Origin of the sequence: Streptococcus sp. DD13, from assembly GCF_001578875.1 — a bacterium.
Classification (GTDB): domain Bacteria; phylum Bacillota; class Bacilli; order Lactobacillales; family Streptococcaceae; genus Streptococcus.
In genome coordinates, this window is record NZ_KQ969506.1 from 1,018,166 (window position 1) to 1,033,352 (window position 15,187).

Here is a 15,187-nt window from a genome sequence, read left to right on the forward strand (position 1 = left end):
ACGATCTTTGAGACCTTTTAAGCGTTCGATGTCAGAAGCCCCCATCTGGGAAACAGGGATCCCTGTCATCCGCTCAACAGCTTGAGCGATATCATCTACGGTCGCGACAGCCTGTTGCTCTTCGGTATGATTGGCGATTTGTTGCTCCAATTTTTCAATCCGTGTTTTTTCATTCAAGGCTGTTTCATAGTCTTCCCGTTCTGCTGCGGCTTCTTGTTTTGTTTGGCAGCTTGGATCTCTTCTTCCAAGCTCTTGATATCCGTCACGGGATGTTTGGCTGCTAAGTGTGCAGCCGTTACATCAATCAAGTCAATCGCCTTATCGGGCAAACTTCGTTGCGGGATGTATTGCACAGAATAGTCCACGGCTGCCTTGAGTACCTCATCCGGTAAGAGGATATTGTGGTGGGCTTCATAGAGAGGCTTGATGCCCTTTAGAATCTTATACGTATCCTCAGCCGAAGGTGCGTTGACCGTCACTTCATTAAAGCGGCGAGCTAGAGCGGCATTTTTCAAGATGGTATTGCGGTATTCGTCCTGGGTGGTTGCCCCAATGACCGAAAGCTCTCCTCGTGACAAGGCAGGTTTCAAGATATCAGCTAAGCCCTTGGAACCTTGACCATCCCCCGTTGAACCAGCACCCAGGATTTGGTGGATTTCATCAAAGAAGAGGATGACATTCCCAGCTTTTTTGACTTCATCCAAGAGATTTTGGATGTTTTCTTCAAAAGCTCCACGGTATTGGGTCCCTGCTTCTAGCCCTGAGATGTCAATGGAGATAATCTCCTTGTTTTTAATGGCCGCTGGTACATCGCCATTGACGATGGCTTGGGCCAAGCCTTCTACCACTGCGGTTTTACCGACCCCCGCATCGCCGACCAGGACAGGATTGTTCTTGGTTCTGCGGGACAGGATTTCAGCCGTTTCTTGAATCTCCTTGTTGCGGCCGATAACAGGATCGAGCTTGCCTTCCCTCGCCTGGTCTGTCAAATTCGTCCCTAATTTGGCTAGGATACCGTCTTGCTTGATCTTGCCTTGTGCTTGTACGGCAGGCTCTGCTCCTTCGCTTTGTGGCAGTTGACCTGTCTGACGATAATAAGCAAACTCCTCCGGTGTGACTTCCCGGCCATTGATTCGGTAGCGTCGGCGTTCGCTAGAGTAGCCTCCCATATCGCCCATCAATTGATTGAAAAGATCGTCCATATTGTGAAAGTTATTGTAATTGTTGTTCATTCGTTCTACCTCATATTTCCTTTTTTCTGTTTTCATTTGTTTTAGCCATTTGACCAAAACTGACCTTTGTCTTAAAAAAATTAGCAAATGCGATATACCGGTTCTGGTTGTTCTTTCGCTATTTGACCTTCTCTGACCTTTGTCTTAAAAAAATAATCCATGTCATAACCTCCTATTTCTTAGAAGATATATAGGATATTCATATCCTATAGTTCTATTATAGGCTATTGGTCAGTAAAGGTCAATAGTTTTTTTGATTTTTTTTAAAAAATTTGTAAAGAAAAAAAGACTCTTTTCAACCATACAAAGAAGTCTTCTATTCAACAGTTCTTTTAAGCCTTATTTATCTCCATCAAAGACTGAAGCTAAATCACAATTCCTTCCAAATGATCCAGTTCATGCTGAACGACTTGGGCAGGTAGGTCTGTCAAGGTCAGGGTCTGCTCTTGCCAGTGTTGGTCCCGAAAGCGTATAGTGACCGTCTGGTAGCGGGTTGTCGGTCTACTACCTGTCAGGGACAAGCAGCCTTCTTCTGCTTGGTAGGGACCTTTTTTCTCCAGGAGGACAGGATTGTACATGACGAGACTGGTCAAGCCTAGACTAATGATGATGATGCGTTTTTTTAGGCCAATCATATTTGCCGCCATACCCAGACAGTGGTCACGGTGGGCAGTCAGGGTATCCTGTAGATCTTGACCAATGGGCAAATCCGCCCTTGTCGCCTCTTCTGACACCTGCTGCAAAAAGAAAATCTCCTTCATAATGGGTCGTATCATAGTTTCTTTCCTTTCTCAAAATCCAATCAATTCTTAGCGAAATAGCGGTCTACAAAGCAGTTCTCCAGCCCCCAAAAAGCTTCGCAAAGTCATCCATCAGCCCGTAAAACTCCTGAGCACCCTGGGCTGTAAAGGGCTGGTCAAAACAGAGAATCGCTGGTGCAGGCTCTCGTAATCCGTCAAGCCAGCTACTCCCACGAGGTGAAAGAGCGTCCTAGCATACTGATTGGCCACAAACTGGGGCTGGTCAAAAATATAGCAGTGAAAGACATCTGCCGTCTCAGCCCTAGATCAAGCAAGTGCAATAAGACGGACCTATTTTTCATTCTGCAGTAAGCTCCACCGACCCAGATACTGGATGGCCTTGTTTTTGCCTTAATCTATCGCCACTAACAGCTCCAGCATCTTTTAGTATAAGTCCCAAAAGCTTCGTTTCATCCCTTCATTATACCAAAAAACTCCCTGTCCTGCTGGACAAGGAGGGAGAAGGCTAGAGAATCTTGCGTAAGGTGTGTGGGCCATCGATATAAAATGCAGAAGTCAGAGTTTCTTCCCCATCGTTAACAAAAATTTCTACCGTGTTGCGGTCAAAGATGACCAGCAACTTTTTAGCTTGGATAAGGACTGCACGACGACTCATATCCCAAGTTTCTTCTCCTTTTGCTTGATGGAGCAGATGACTGCGGTCGATGTAGACGACTCCCTCTTTTTGGTCATAACCAAAGCGAATATAGTCGTCAGTTGTCCCCAATTGGAGGGTCAGCTCACCCTCTACTACTAGGTTGATATAGCCGGCCTCTACTGTCTGCCCTAGCGTGACTTCTGGCAAAGCTGTTAGACTAGCTGGTAAAATCTGCTGAAGGAAGTGCTCTCCTTGCAGGCTAAGACGACGGGGAAGAGTCATGCTGCCCGCCCAGCCATGTCCCAGCTCATGCGGTGGGAAATTGCGTCCCCATGTATGCACCCAGGCAATGGCAATCCGTTGCCCGTCATCATCCAACATGGTCTGAGGAGCATAGTAGTCATGACCGTGGTCAATTTCCCGTACTGATTCGGGCACAAATCGTTTTTCTTCCCAGTCCACATGTCCTACCATGATAACAGAAGAATTGAGGTTGCGGTAGTCGTACTTGGTCCGCTCAAACCGCATGGGCGACAGGATAAGTACATCCTTCCCATCCAGAAAGAAATAATCCGGGCATTCCCACATGATGCCTTGCTCCGGTCTTCCCTTGAGGAAAATCGATTCAAAGTCCCAATGGGTCAAATCATCTGAACCCAGCAGAACGATGGTGCCGACATCCTCTTTGTGCTTGGCCGCTACGACTGCATAGTAGCGATCATCCTTTTTAAACAACTTAGGATCTCGGAAGTCTGCGATTACCAGCTCATCAGGTAGACAATCTCCTGTTGCGACAGGATTTTCCGCAATCTTACTGAAGTGGATCCCGTCTTTAGAGTAGGCCATATTTTGCACCTGGCGGACGGAACCATCGGAGTCTAGAATATTCCCTGTATACATGAGCCAGAGAACGTCGTCTTTGACGATGGCAGATCCTGAAAAGCAACCATCCTTGTCATAGGGCATATCCGGTGCCAAAGCTACCGGCAAGTGCTCCCAATGAACCAGATCTGCCGACTTGGCATGCCCCCAGTGCATGGGGCCCCAAAAGCTCCCATAGGGATAAAATTGGTAAAAGAGATGATATTCCCCACGGAAGAAGACAAAGCCATTGGGGTCATTGATCCAGCCAATCTCTGCTGTAAAATGTTTGGTAGGCTTAAACTGCTCATCTACTGAACCCTTCTGGTCAGCAATGAAAGCATTCGCCCTATCAATCGTGAATCGTTCTGCCATCTTACTTCACCCCTGTTCCTGTACTTCCCAAACCTTGCACTAGATATTTTTGGAAGAAGACATAAATGATAATCAGCGGAATCGTTGAAATCGTCAACATGGCCATAATCTGATTGGTATAGGTTGGTTGCGTGTTGTTGATATTGGTAATGGCAACTTGTAGCGGAAAATCGCTCGTATTGGTCAAGACCATCAGAGGCCAGATATAATCATTCCAGCTCCCAATAAAGGAAAGAGTTCCAACCGTCGCGATGGCTGGTTTAGACAGGGGCAACATAATCGTCCAAAAGATCCGAAAATGCGAGGCCCCTTCAATCCGAGCCGCTTCCAAGATTTCATTGTTCACTGCCTTAAAGAATTGACGGAACATATAGATAAAGAGCGGAGCAGATAAAGCTGGTACAACAACCGCGAGTCGGGTGTTCAGCAAGCCAAGTCGTTGGACAATCGAGAACTTGGTAATCATAATGGTTTCTGCTGGAATGACCAACAAGGCTAACATGAGCGCAAAGAGAATTTTCTTCCCCTTGAAGTCAAACTTAGCAAAAGCGTAGCCTGCTAGAGAGTTGACTAGGATAGATCCTACTGTTACACAAGTCGCATAAAAAATACTGTTTCCGATGTATTGAAAAAGATTAAAGCGACTGGAAATCTCCTGATAGGGTTTAAACCATTCGGCTGGATTAAAGGATGGTAAAAAGGATTTCCAGGTCCCCAACTCTTGAAAAACGGACTGTTCACTCTTCATGGATGAAGCCACCATCCAAACTAAGGGGAATATGAAGAGAAGGGCCAAGAGCAAGGTTAATAGAAAATATAAAGAACGACTAACTTTTTTATTCATAATATCCCTCATCTCCTGTTAATTTACGTTGCAAAAGGGTGAAAATAATGATAATGACTCCAAAGACCACTGTGATCGAGCTCGCATAGCCTACCATCCGGTCCGTGAAACCCGTTCGGTAAATGTAGTAAACAGGTGTCAGAGTCGAGTTCAGTGGACCACCTTGCGTCATGACCATTGGTTGGATCACCAGTTTAAAGGCATCAATCAAGGTCGTTGTCAAAATCAATACAGATGTCGGTTTGAGCATCGGTAAGGTAATCTGGGTAAATTGTTTCCATTTGCTGGCTCCGTCAATGCTAGCTGCTTCATATAATGAACCGGGAATATTTTGTAAACCAGCTAAGAAAATTAACATTTGATACCCAGCCCCTTGCCAGGCAGACACCGCAATAATTACATACATGGCTTGATCTGGGCTGGTCAAGAAGGGTTGCGGATCAATCCCCAGGCTTCCAAGTACCGCATTGATCAACCCACTGGATGGATTGAGCAGGACCAACCATAATACAGATACCACAACCAGTGACATCACAACCGGTGCAAAAAAGGCCACTTTAAAGAAAATAGTCGATTTGCGTTTGTTGTTGACCAAAAGAGCCAAGCCAAGAGCTAGACCCAGTTGGATCGGGATGATAAAGATGACAAACTGCCCAATATTTTTTAGACTTTGCAGAAACAAAGGATCACTGAACAATTTGATAAAATTATCAAAGCTTATAAACTGTGTCGCATCAGGTGTCAGCAAATAATAATTTGTAAAGGCATAATAAATAGACAAGAGGGTCGGTAAGAATAGGAAGAGTCCTAAAATGATCATGGAAGGGGAGAGAAATAAATACCCCATGACCGATTCTTTTGTTTTAGCTTTCATGTAACAATACTCCTTCTCCTATACAATAAGGGCTGTCTATTCTCAGACAGTCTGCATAGACAACCCCTATTTTTTATGGTAACAATGGATCAATTTCCTGCGCTTTTTGCTTCAATAAAGCTTGGATATCTGAATTTTGATCAACATAGGTTGCTTCTGTTACCGTATTTTGGACAATCCGGCTGATTTGTGGGTACTTGACCAAGACTGGTCGAGCATGCCCACTAGCTGCATTTTGCTCTAAGAGAACTTTCATTTGCTCAGAAACTTCTGATGACAAGCGTTCTGAGGTTGATTTTCGTGACGGCAAGACTGAGTTTCCGACGCTCATATCATAGACTTCCTGATCAGAACCTAAGAAGTCAATCAGAGCCCCTGCTGCTTCTTTTTTCTTGGTCGTCGCACTCATCCCATATGCCCAACTTCCTGTAGGAGAAACCAACTTTTTGGTCTTTGGAGACATCGGCAAAGGCAGCACTCCATATTCGATATCCTTGTATTGGCTATCCAATTCCTGCATGGTCCAAGAGCCTGTCATTTTTAGTGGATAAACACCTGTTTGGAAGCCATTTTTCTCAGGGGTGATCGTAGAGTATTCGTTTTTGATCAAGCCTTGGATAAAGGTAAAGGCTTCGACAGAACCTGCATTGTCAAAGGTTCCAGATGATTTTGTTCCGTCTGCATTGACTACATCCCCGCCGGATGACCAGACAAATGGAGTGAAGGCGTACATCAGCCACTCAGAGTGGTCATCAAATCCCACATCAATAGCTGGTTTCTTGTAATAATCTGTCAAGGTTTTGAACAGTTGATTGTATTGATCATAGGTCCATGGTTTTTCAACAGTAGGCAGTGTGGACAGGTCCACTCCTGCTTCTTTCAACATTTTCTTATTATAGAAAATCCCCACACCGGATTCCGAGTATCCCAGAGAGTAAAGTTTTCCATCGTAGGTTCCTTCATCAATGATACTTTGGAGGAGGTCATCCTTGTTGGTGACATAATCGTCAATAGGAGCTAGGATACCTGATTTGGCATAGGCTGCGGTATTTGGACCATCCAGCGTCAAGACGTCTGGAAGGGTATTGGTCGTTAGAGCTGCATTGACCTTGTCTTCATATCCTCCTCCAGATCCACTCCGGGGAATATACTCGACTTTAGCAGTATACCCTTTGCCATTTTTTTCATTGAAATCCTTGATGGACTGTGACATCACTTGTCCTTCTGCTGATTCTTCAGAATACTGTACCCAAAGTGTGACGGTATTAGGATCACTGTCGCTAGAAGCGCTATTTCCACCGTTTCCACAGGCTGTCAATAGGACACTAGACAAGAGCAACGCAGTGACTCCAAGTTTCTTCACTAGTTTCATCGATATGAACCTCCATATTTTGGAAACGTTTCAATTATTTCCGAAAAGAGAAAGGCAAGTTGCCTTTGGATTCTTTTTGATTTTGGAAACGTTTCAGTTTTGTTGATTTTATTGTATCCGATTTCATTTTCTTTGTCAAGCGTTTTTCAAAAATTATTTTGTCGTTCCTCCTTCTGCAAAGGAAACTGGCAAAACGATTCTTGTTTTCTCATCTCTTTGCTCCATGACATCCATGAGCAAAGCAACCGCCGCTTGGGCCATCTGCTCCAGTGGCTGGACAATGGTGGAGAGGATATAACCTTTGTCAATCGCCATCTTCAATCCATCAAAGCCAATAATTTGATAATCATGTGGCGGTACTTTCCCCAGGGATTGGGCGACTTCCATTACAGTGAGTCCCATAAAGTCATTGACAGTAAAAATCCCATCAATTTCTGGATTTTCCAATAAGAAATTCCGGATTTTACACTCTAAATCTTCAATTGGTTCTAACATATCTAGCTTCTTCACACTATACCCTTCCTCTTCCAGACGATTATAAAAGCCCATCTTCCGATAGATGGTCTCGTTTTCAAAACGGTTCAGCCCACCTATATAGGCAAAATGTTTCGCTCCCTTTTCTAGAAGAGTCTCTGCCGCTAGCTGTCCGCCCCTATAGTTGTCCGCTGTTACATAAGGTATCTTTTCTGAGAAGTGTCGGTCGATGCTGACAAAGGGAAGATTAGAGGAGACATACTGGTCAATATCTGAGTAGGTAATCCCAATAATGCCATCTACCTTATTTTTTTCAAGCATCTGCAGGTATTCAAATTCCTTCTCTCCATTTTCTTCTGCATTGCAAATAAAGAGTTTGTAGTGCCTGCTACTCAGTTCTTTTTCAACATGATAGGCGAATTCTGAGAAAAATGGATGCCATATGGTTGGTATAATGAGGGCAATAATATGACTCTTATTCGTCTTTAAACCACGCGCATACTCATCTGGCTGATAGTGTAGAGCTTCTATCGCATCTTGTACTTTCCGATAGGTGGACTCTTTGACTTTGACTCCATTCACCACGCGTGATACTGTTCCAAGGCCGACCCCCGCCAATTCTGCGACCTCTTTCATTGTAGCTTTCATTTTTCACCACCTTTCCTCTCCCTTTATACCCAAAAATCTTCAGCAAGTCAAGCCTTTCTGCTTACAAAAAAGAGACCGAGTAGACCCGTCTCCATTTGGTTCACATTTATCTTCTGACGGGCACGCGCCCGATACTTTGTTCCTTAATATCGGGATTTCCCAGCTGGTAGATCCGATCTGCTTGCTGGGTCAGTCGATCCCAAGGTTCTTTTCCGATGCGGGTGATGAGCGGAACTGTTTTTTTCCGAGTTTTAAGATGCTCCTGCCCTTTCCTAGAAAACCCCAAGACATGAACAGCCTCAGGGAGGGCCAAATCAGTCGCAGACACCAAAATATAGGCCAAGATCCGCCGTACCCGTGCCTTGGTATAACGCTTGGTCGCAACCGCCTCTATGAGCTCCTCTACGGTAGGACAGTCAGAAATAGCTGATCGGATCCGACTCGCCACTTCTTCATTTACTTGGAAGAGTTGAGTCAAGTCTGGGTGAGTCAGGATCTGGTAGCGGAGGAAGGGGAAATAATTTTCCCAACTCACCTGGGGAGCCGACAAGAACTTGTCTGCATCCGGCACGACCCGACCCACAAAGTTGCGGTCTGACAGATGCTGACGGATGGCGGTTGCTGAGGCAATCGCGACTTTTTCTGTCGAGTGAAATCCTGCTCCCTGTCGCTGGATGGGCTGCAACCGGATGCCCTTTCCCGCGCAGGCCTTGGCGTATGCTAAGCCTAGGATGTGATTAGGCGTATCTCCTGTAAAGTGGATACCAGCAAATTTTTCCCACATTTTTTGCGTTTTTTGGGGATAAGTGAGGTTATCTGGTAAAGCCGCTAGATAAGTCCTCATCTGCTCCGCTTTTTCTTCATAAACTTGGGAGAATCGTCCGTAATCCAGTACTTCCTCTGTCCCAAAAGTCAACGTGTCAATCCCCAACCGATCCAAGATGTCCACAGCTCCTTGAGCAAAATAGTCTGCCGACTGAACCGAGACGAGAAAAGGGAGCTCAACGACTAGATCTGCCCCGTTTTCCAAAGCCATTTGAGCCCGTGTCCACTTGTCTACAATAGCAGGTTCTCCACGTTGCATAAAATTCCCAGACATGGCTACAATCTTTAGCCCTTCAGCCTGATCTAGCAGATATTTGTGTCCATTATGAAAAGGATTAAACTCCGCGACAATCCCTGTGATGGTCATGATGTTCTCCTACTTTTGTGCTACAAAAAACCAGCGTTTGCTTGTCTCTGTCGGTGCCCTATCTTCAAAGTCAGCATATACCTTAACATCCGTAAAGCCTGCCTGCTCTAGGAGAATATCATAGGTCAACAGTTCATAGGTCCGCTCCTCATGAATCTCATCATAACGTGTGAAACGTCCGTCCTCGTCCTGCACAAAGAAGGTCAGTTCATGCACCACAGAATGAGGTGGCTCATCCGCATAGCTATCCCAAACCATGGCAAAGTCTTCCGCATTTTCATGGTAGGAATAGCCGGGGAAGACCTCATCTATCTGGTAGGTCGAATGCACATCAAAGATAAAAATACCACCATCATGGAGATGAGCGTAAACCTCTTGAAAGACATCGCCCACCTCGACCTCATCTTGCATGTAACAGATGGAGTCCGAGTAGCAGGTCACCAAGTCATAGCAACCTGCCTGAGATAAATCTAGCATATTTCCCTGTATAAAGGGGATCGTCAGACCAGCAGTTTGCGCTCTTTTTTCAGCCACATCCAGCATTTCCTGACTGAGGTCTAAGCCAGTCACGTCAAATCCCGCCTGTTTAAAGTAAATCGACTGAATCCCCGTCCCACAAGCTAGTTCTAGTAGCTTTTTCTTGTCCTTTGGAAAATGCCGCAAGCTGAAATCCGTCCATTTCTCATAGAGGGAATCATCCATAATGGCATCGTAGACGGATGCAAATGTCTCATAATTTTTCTTCATTTCAATTCCTTTTTCCACCATCGTTTGGGTTGATGACTGGAACATTCCCTTCACTCTGGATTCTCTGCCTTTTCTATCCTTCCAGGCTATCCAAAAAAACCTGTCAGCAAGCTGACAAGCTTTTTAAGCCAGAGAAGCTGTAATATCCACTGACTCTGCCTCATGCCAGAGTTTTTCAAGGTTATAGTGGGTACGCATTTCTTCTGAAAAGATATGGACGACAACCCCACCCAAGTCCAGCAAAACCCAGCCTCCAGCTGCATCTCCTTCAGCATGACTGCCTTTCAGACCAGCTTGAGCGACCTTTTCACGGATGTTTTCTGCTATGGCATCCAATTGACGTGTATTCATCGAGCTTGCGATGACAAAATAATCCGTTACACTTGTCAAACCTTGTACGTCAAGGGCAACAATATCTTCCGCCCGTTTTTCATCAGCCGCTTTCACGACCAACTCTAATAATTCTTGTTCTTTCATTTAGTCCTCTTTCAGATACTGCACATAGGCATTATAAGTCTCGATGGTCTGTGGATAAATCGGCAAGCCTTGGTGAGCTAGATGTTCTACCGTTCGAGCCGTTTCGTAGGCCACAGCTTGATTGAGAGATGTTTGAGCCAGTTCACGCGCCAGCTCTACGCCAGGAAAGGCCCGGTTGTGCTCGATATAGTCTGCTACATAGATGACCTTTTCTAAGTCCGTCATCCGGCTAGCCCCCACTGTATGCACTTCGATCGCTCGTAAAATTTCCGCGTCTTGCAAGTCCAAATCTTCCTGGATCTTGTAAATTCCAACTACACCATGCCAGATATTATTGCCCCAATTTTTAAGATCCGGATCCAGCTCATAGCGATCAATCAAATCTAGAAACTCTTGATCCGATAATTTTTTAGCATAGTCATGTAGAAGTCCAGCTAGCCCAGCCTTTTCCTTATCTACACCGAACCGCTCTGCCAGCTCAATGGCTGCCTTTTCCACACCCAAACAGTGGTTTAATCGCTTTTCTGGTAGCAATTCAGCCATTTTCTCCAATAGTTGATCCCGATCACAGTTGAGATAGTTTTGGTAAGTCATCGATAGAGTCCCTCCTCTTCGATGTAGTCCAATACTTCATGAGGCAATAGAAAATTCGGTGTCCGCCCTTGCTTGATAAAATCACGAATCATGCTAGACGAAATATCCATCAGGGGAACATCTACCCAAATGATGGGGTAGGAAGTCCCAGCCCGATAACGTGGACGTTGAATCCCGACAAACTGAACCATCTCTACCAGCTCATCGATTCGGTACCAAGTAGGGAGATAGCTCACCATATCTGCTCCAATGATGAAATAATAATCCGTATCAGGGTGTCTCTCCTTCAAAATCTTGATGCTATCATAACTATAGGATATCCCCCGTCGCTCCAGCTCCAAGGTCTCGATTTCTAGTCCTTCGATCCCCGCAATTGCCATTTTCAGCATATTCAAGCGATGAAGCTCATCGATTGTTTCTTTGGTATCCACATGTGGCGGAAGGTACTCTGGCATCAGGAGAACTTTGTCCAAATTCAGCTGTTGACGAACCTGATCAGCGACAACCAAATGGGCATGGTGTACGGGGTTGAAATTCCCACCTAAGATCCCAACCTGTTTTCGTTTTTTGTCCTTTGTTTCTGGTTCTAACTCAACTTTTGTAAAGGGCGTTAAGAGTTCTAATGCCATGTATTCTTCCTTCCTTTAGAATTAGATTAGCTTTACTTTAGCAGAAAGCTTTCGATTTTCCTTTTTGCTTGATGGTTTGTAGAGGATGATGACACGACCAATCTTTCGAACAGTCTCTGCACCGATTTCCTCTTCTAAAGTCGCTGCCACTTCATGAACCGTTTCATCGGTATTTTGTAGAAGGGAAATTTTGATTAATTCCCGGGCATCTAAGGCCTGTCTCACCGATGTTTTAATCGGATCATTTAGTCCTTGTTTTCCAATCTGAATGATCGGTCTCATAGATTGGGCTAGGCCACTCAGGTAGGCCCTTTGTTTTGAAGATAAGCTCATAATAAATCTAGAATACTCTCTACGACCTCCTCCTTCATCCCGCATAGAGGAGTGAAGGAGGTTCGAATCAGCATCCTTTCCTTTCATTTAAATGTATATCCGCTCTATATCATCCTAGATGATTGCTTTTCGAGTTAAGACGGCTACTCCTTCCGGAGCCCAAGCCGCTACCTTGGCCTTTTCATTAACCCGAATCCAACCAAGTCCTGAAAAAACGATATCTGTTTTTTCCCTAATCGTAAACTCATGTCTGACTAGTTTTGGAAAATTGGTCCGATCTTTCGGACCTGGTGGAACCAACAGTTGGCCAAGATGCTTTTGGTAAAAGGCCTCTGCCCCTTCCAATTTGGTCCGATGAAGTAGTAAATTATTCTCAAAGTAAGCTGTAAAGCCTTGCTTTTCTCCGGATAGGAAGTCAAAGCGACCCAGTCCTCCTAAAAATAGGGTTTGTTGAGGGTTTAATTGATAGGTCTTCGGCTTAATCTCCTTTTTAGGACTGATGAGTTTCAAGTCCTTGGCCGATAGATAATGAGCCATTTGATGCCGGTGGATAATTCCCGGAGTATCAAACATGAAACTCCCATCTTCCAATGGGATTTCGATCTTGTCTAGTGTCGTTCCAGGGAAACGAGAGGTCGTGATGATCTCCTTGTCCCCAGTTAGCTCTTCGATAATGGCATTGATCAAGGTGGATTTCCCGACATTGGTGACTCCAACAATATAGACATCGCGTCCTTTCCGGTAGTCCTCGATCTTTTGGATCAAATCCCGGATTGCCTCCTTGTTTTGGGCAGAAGTCAAGACCACATCAAGAGGGCGAAGTCCGACCTCATAGGCTCTTTCCGTCAGCCATTGCCTCACTTTTCCAGTCTTGACAGACTTCGGCAGAATATCTTTTTTATTCCCAACTAAGAGGATGTCGTTCCCAGATACAAAGCGGGATAAGCCTGGGATAATGGAGCCATTAAAGTCAAAAATATCGACCACATTGACCACTAAGGCATCACTTCCCCCGACGCTGTGCAGGAGTTTTAAAAAATCATCATCTGTCAGCTGAATATCCGCGATGTCATTGTAGTGACGCAGACGAAAACAACGCTGACAATACAATTGTCCGGATTCCATCCCTTTTTCTAAAGCGGATTGTGGAGTGTAGCCCATCTGGGCTGGGTCTGTCGTTTGAATCTTAGCTCCACATCCGATACATCGTAATTCTTCCACTTATAATTTCCTCTTATACTTTAAAGGACCGTAGCTTGCAGCTAAGCGCTTCATCACGCGTCGTTCCCGCCAGCGATTGAACTTCGTCTTAACCGAATCCGTCTCCACCAATGGTTTAACGAGAATAGAGCGAATGCCGGCCCGTTTCGCTGCTCGGATATCGGTCATCAGCTGGTCACCAATCATCACCACTTCTTGGGGTTGAATGCCAAATCGCTTCATGGCTCGTTTCAACCCAAATGTAAAGGGCTTTAGCGCATGCGCTTCAAATGGAATGCCAAATCGCTCCACTGCTCGCTGGACACGTTTTGGACTATTGTTGGACACGACGACAACTCGAATCCCAGCGTCTTGCAGTTCTGCTAACCACTGCCTCATCTCAGGAGTCCCATCGGGATTATTCCAGGCAATAAGGGTGTTATCCAAATCCACAAAAACAGCCTTGATCTGCTGCTGTTTCAAGCTTTCTACTGTCACGTCATAGGCTTTTTCTAAGACAAAATCTGGCAAATAATTTTCGATGGTCACATTCTTCTCCAGTATCGTTTATCTCTTTATTTTAACACAATTCCCTTGGAAAGACGAATCAGGGCCATTGATCCGGCTATCCTTTCCTATTTCTAGATTCCTGTCCTCCTTCGTGTGATGGCAGCTTTTTTTGCGATAGCTTCCGCTGGTTGAACAAGTCCTTCAAAGAAATCAAGAGGACCGCTAGCAAAATCGATAACATACCGAGAAAGTCAACTGGATAGAAGACCTCTCCCAAAAGCAAGATGCCAAAAAAGACAGAAGAGACCGGCTCAATGGCTGCAAGAAGACTGCCCTTGACTTCCCCTACGATGCTGACCCCTTGAAGGAAGAAGGTATAGGCAAAGACAGTCCCAATCATCACAATCCCAAATAAGGCTATCAGGTTATCCGTCGTTAAGCTGGGATGATATGTCCAGGAACGATCCAATAGTCCCAAAAGGATCCCTCCCATTAACATCCCGACTCCAATCGTTGGAAGACTTCCATACTTTTTGATCAACCCTACCGGTAAAACAATGTACAACGTGTAGGTGAGGGCAGAAAAGAGCCCCCAGAATAGGCCGATCGGGGTAACCGCTAGGGAAGTAAGATTCCCGTGCGTGGCGATAAGAACGGTTCCAGCAATCGCCAGAAAAATCGAGGTGACTTCTCCCTTCGAGGGCCACCGTCTTTGTCTCAAACAAGCATAGACCAGCACGATCACCGGACACACATACTGTAAGACCGTTGCTGTTCCCGCATTGGTATGATGAATCGCTTGTAAATAGCTAAATTGATTCAAGAGCAACCCAAAAAGGGCAAAAAAGAGAAGCTGGCCCAAGGCCTTTTTATCCCGAAACAGGATTTTAAGTTGCTGCCGCGAGACGCAAAAAGCGATGCCGAGCAAGCAAATCCCCGAAACGAAGAGGCGGATAGACGTTAACCATAAAATCGGCACACCTGCAGCCATTAAATATTGTCCAGACACCCCCGAAATACCCCAGGCAATGCCCGCGACCAGTGTCAAAATTGTTCCTTTTACTTGTATACTCATTTTTTCCTCCTAGAAACCTCTAATCTCCAACCGACTATCCAACCAAGGATAAGGAGATAATTTTCAAGCGCACCGATTCCATTAACAGGCAGATGATAGTGAATATAACGAATGAGATGATTGGTCCCAATCCCAAGACCACCAATCATCAAGGCTAATAGAACCGTCCGAAGATAAAACCAATCGTATTTGAGATTGACAGCTATTAGGATGACAAGGACCGCCACATTCCAAATCCCAATCTCCCGCTACCAACCGACAGAAACGCCCTATCCGTAATGACTGCCCATATAGGTCGGAAAGAAGAGCTGAAACATCACAGCCCCCGTCATGGCGATGATGACTAGGATAA

The 15,187-nt window shown here is 45.2% G+C and carries 15 protein-coding genes and 2 pseudogenes; all 17 read right to left on the reverse strand.

The window, feature by feature from the left end:
• A pseudogene (locus tag STRDD13_RS04780) lies at positions 1-1,232 on the reverse strand (AAA family ATPase); the annotation flags it as partial.
• A 365-nt stretch (positions 1,233-1,597) separates the two neighbouring features.
• Positions 1,598-2,008 (reverse strand): peptide deformylase, encoded by a 411-nt coding sequence (locus STRDD13_RS04785; protein WP_067102562.1) that lies wholly within the window; start codon positions 2,006-2,008, stop codon positions 1,598-1,600.
• Between the two features lie 490 nt (positions 2,009-2,498).
• Positions 2,499-3,866 (reverse strand): glycoside hydrolase family 32 protein, encoded by a 1,368-nt coding sequence (locus tag STRDD13_RS04790; protein ID WP_067102565.1) that lies wholly within the window; start codon positions 3,864-3,866, stop codon positions 2,499-2,501.
• A gap of 1 nt (position 3,867) precedes the next feature.
• Positions 3,868-4,710, reverse strand: a complete 843-nt coding sequence (locus STRDD13_RS04795; RefSeq protein ID WP_067102568.1) for a carbohydrate ABC transporter permease — start codon at positions 4,708-4,710, stop codon at positions 3,868-3,870.
• Complete coding sequence (locus STRDD13_RS04800) at positions 4,703-5,584, reverse strand: carbohydrate ABC transporter permease (RefSeq protein ID WP_067102570.1); 882 nt, start codon at positions 5,582-5,584, stop codon at positions 4,703-4,705. The genes STRDD13_RS04795 and STRDD13_RS04800 overlap by 8 nt, the downstream gene beginning before the upstream one ends.
• Positions 5,585-5,657: 73 nt before the next feature.
• The gene (locus STRDD13_RS04805) at positions 5,658-6,956 is read right to left on the reverse strand and encodes an ABC transporter substrate-binding protein (protein WP_067102573.1); all 1,299 of its coding nucleotides are present in this window, start codon (positions 6,954-6,956) and stop codon (positions 5,658-5,660) included.
• Between the two features lie 153 nt (positions 6,957-7,109).
• Positions 7,110-8,078 carry a LacI family DNA-binding transcriptional regulator gene (locus STRDD13_RS04810; RefSeq protein WP_067102576.1) on the reverse strand — a complete coding sequence of 323 codons (969 nt, stop codon included), beginning with the start codon at positions 8,076-8,078 and terminating at the stop codon, positions 7,110-7,112.
• Between the two features lie 106 nt (positions 8,079-8,184).
• The gene (locus STRDD13_RS04815; RefSeq protein WP_067102578.1) at positions 8,185-9,270 is read right to left on the reverse strand and encodes a nucleotidyltransferase; all 1,086 of its coding nucleotides are present in this window, start codon (positions 9,268-9,270) and stop codon (positions 8,185-8,187) included.
• Between the two features lie 9 nt (positions 9,271-9,279).
• The gene (locus tag STRDD13_RS04820; RefSeq protein WP_067103192.1) at positions 9,280-10,017 is read right to left on the reverse strand and encodes a class I SAM-dependent DNA methyltransferase; all 738 of its coding nucleotides are present in this window, start codon (positions 10,015-10,017) and stop codon (positions 9,280-9,282) included.
• A gap of 123 nt (positions 10,018-10,140) precedes the next feature.
• Positions 10,141-10,494 (reverse strand): ribosome silencing factor, encoded by a 354-nt coding sequence (gene rsfS, locus STRDD13_RS04825; protein WP_067102581.1) that lies wholly within the window; start codon positions 10,492-10,494, stop codon positions 10,141-10,143.
• Positions 10,495-11,088 carry a bis(5'-nucleosyl)-tetraphosphatase (symmetrical) YqeK gene (gene yqeK, locus STRDD13_RS04830; protein ID WP_067102584.1) on the reverse strand — a complete coding sequence of 198 codons (594 nt, stop codon included), beginning with the start codon at positions 11,086-11,088 and terminating at the stop codon, positions 10,495-10,497.
• Positions 11,085-11,717 (reverse strand): nicotinate-nucleotide adenylyltransferase, encoded by a 633-nt coding sequence (locus STRDD13_RS04835; RefSeq protein ID WP_067102585.1) that lies wholly within the window; start codon positions 11,715-11,717, stop codon positions 11,085-11,087. Before STRDD13_RS04835 ends, yqeK begins: the two co-directional genes overlap by 4 nt.
• Positions 11,718-11,738: 21 nt before the next feature.
• Positions 11,739-12,050, reverse strand: a complete 312-nt coding sequence (gene yhbY / locus STRDD13_RS04840) for a ribosome assembly RNA-binding protein YhbY (RefSeq protein ID WP_067103194.1) — start codon at positions 12,048-12,050, stop codon at positions 11,739-11,741.
• 114 nt (positions 12,051-12,164) lie between these two features.
• Positions 12,165-13,271, reverse strand: coding sequence for a ribosome biogenesis GTPase YqeH (yqeH, locus tag STRDD13_RS04845; protein ID WP_067102589.1), 1,107 nt, complete (start codon positions 13,269-13,271; stop codon positions 12,165-12,167).
• A complete protein-coding gene (locus tag STRDD13_RS04850; RefSeq protein WP_156471247.1) occupies positions 13,272-13,799 on the reverse strand; it encodes a YqeG family HAD IIIA-type phosphatase in 528 nt (175 codons plus the stop codon).
• Positions 13,800-13,875: 76 nt separating this feature from the next.
• Positions 13,876-14,835 carry a DMT family transporter gene (locus STRDD13_RS04855; protein ID WP_067102595.1) on the reverse strand — a complete coding sequence of 320 codons (960 nt, stop codon included), beginning with the start codon at positions 14,833-14,835 and terminating at the stop codon, positions 13,876-13,878.
• Positions 14,832-15,167 (reverse strand): annotated as a pseudogene (locus STRDD13_RS04860) (hypothetical protein). The gene STRDD13_RS04855 and the pseudogene STRDD13_RS04860 overlap by 4 nt, the downstream one beginning before the upstream one ends.
• Positions 15,168-15,187: the final 20 nt, after the last annotated feature.

Coding starts and splice junctions, on each gene's coding strand:
- STRDD13_RS04795 (WP_067102568.1), bottom strand. CDS start 4,710: ATGAATAAAAAAGTTAGTCGTTCTTTATATTTTCTATTAACCTTGCTC.
- rsfS (WP_067102581.1), bottom strand. CDS start 10,494: ATGAAAGAACAAGAATTATTAGAGTTGGTCGTGAAAGCGGCTGATGAA.
- STRDD13_RS04805 (WP_067102573.1), bottom strand. CDS start 6,956: ATGAAACTAGTGAAGAAACTTGGAGTCACTGCGTTGCTCTTGTCTAGT.
- STRDD13_RS04790 (WP_067102565.1), bottom strand. CDS start 3,866: ATGGCAGAACGATTCACGATTGATAGGGCGAATGCTTTCATTGCTGAC.
- STRDD13_RS04800 (WP_067102570.1), bottom strand. CDS start 5,584: ATGAAAGCTAAAACAAAAGAATCGGTCATGGGGTATTTATTTCTCTCC.
- STRDD13_RS04835 (WP_067102585.1), bottom strand. CDS start 11,717: ATGGCATTAGAACTCTTAACGCCCTTTACAAAAGTTGAGTTAGAACCA.
- yqeK (WP_067102584.1), bottom strand. CDS start 11,088: ATGACTTACCAAAACTATCTCAACTGTGATCGGGATCAACTATTGGAG.
- STRDD13_RS04810 (WP_067102576.1), bottom strand. CDS start 8,078: ATGAAAGCTACAATGAAAGAGGTCGCAGAATTGGCGGGGGTCGGCCTT.
- STRDD13_RS04785 (WP_067102562.1), bottom strand. CDS start 2,008: ATGATACGACCCATTATGAAGGAGATTTTCTTTTTGCAGCAGGTGTCA.
- STRDD13_RS04820 (WP_067103192.1), bottom strand. CDS start 10,017: ATGAAGAAAAATTATGAGACATTTGCATCCGTCTACGATGCCATTATG.
- STRDD13_RS04815 (WP_067102578.1), bottom strand. CDS start 9,270: ATGACCATCACAGGGATTGTCGCGGAGTTTAATCCTTTTCATAATGGA.
- STRDD13_RS04855 (WP_067102595.1), bottom strand. CDS start 14,835: ATGAGTATACAAGTAAAAGGAACAATTTTGACACTGGTCGCGGGCATT.
- yhbY (WP_067103194.1), bottom strand. CDS start 12,050: ATGAGCTTATCTTCAAAACAAAGGGCCTACCTGAGTGGCCTAGCCCAA.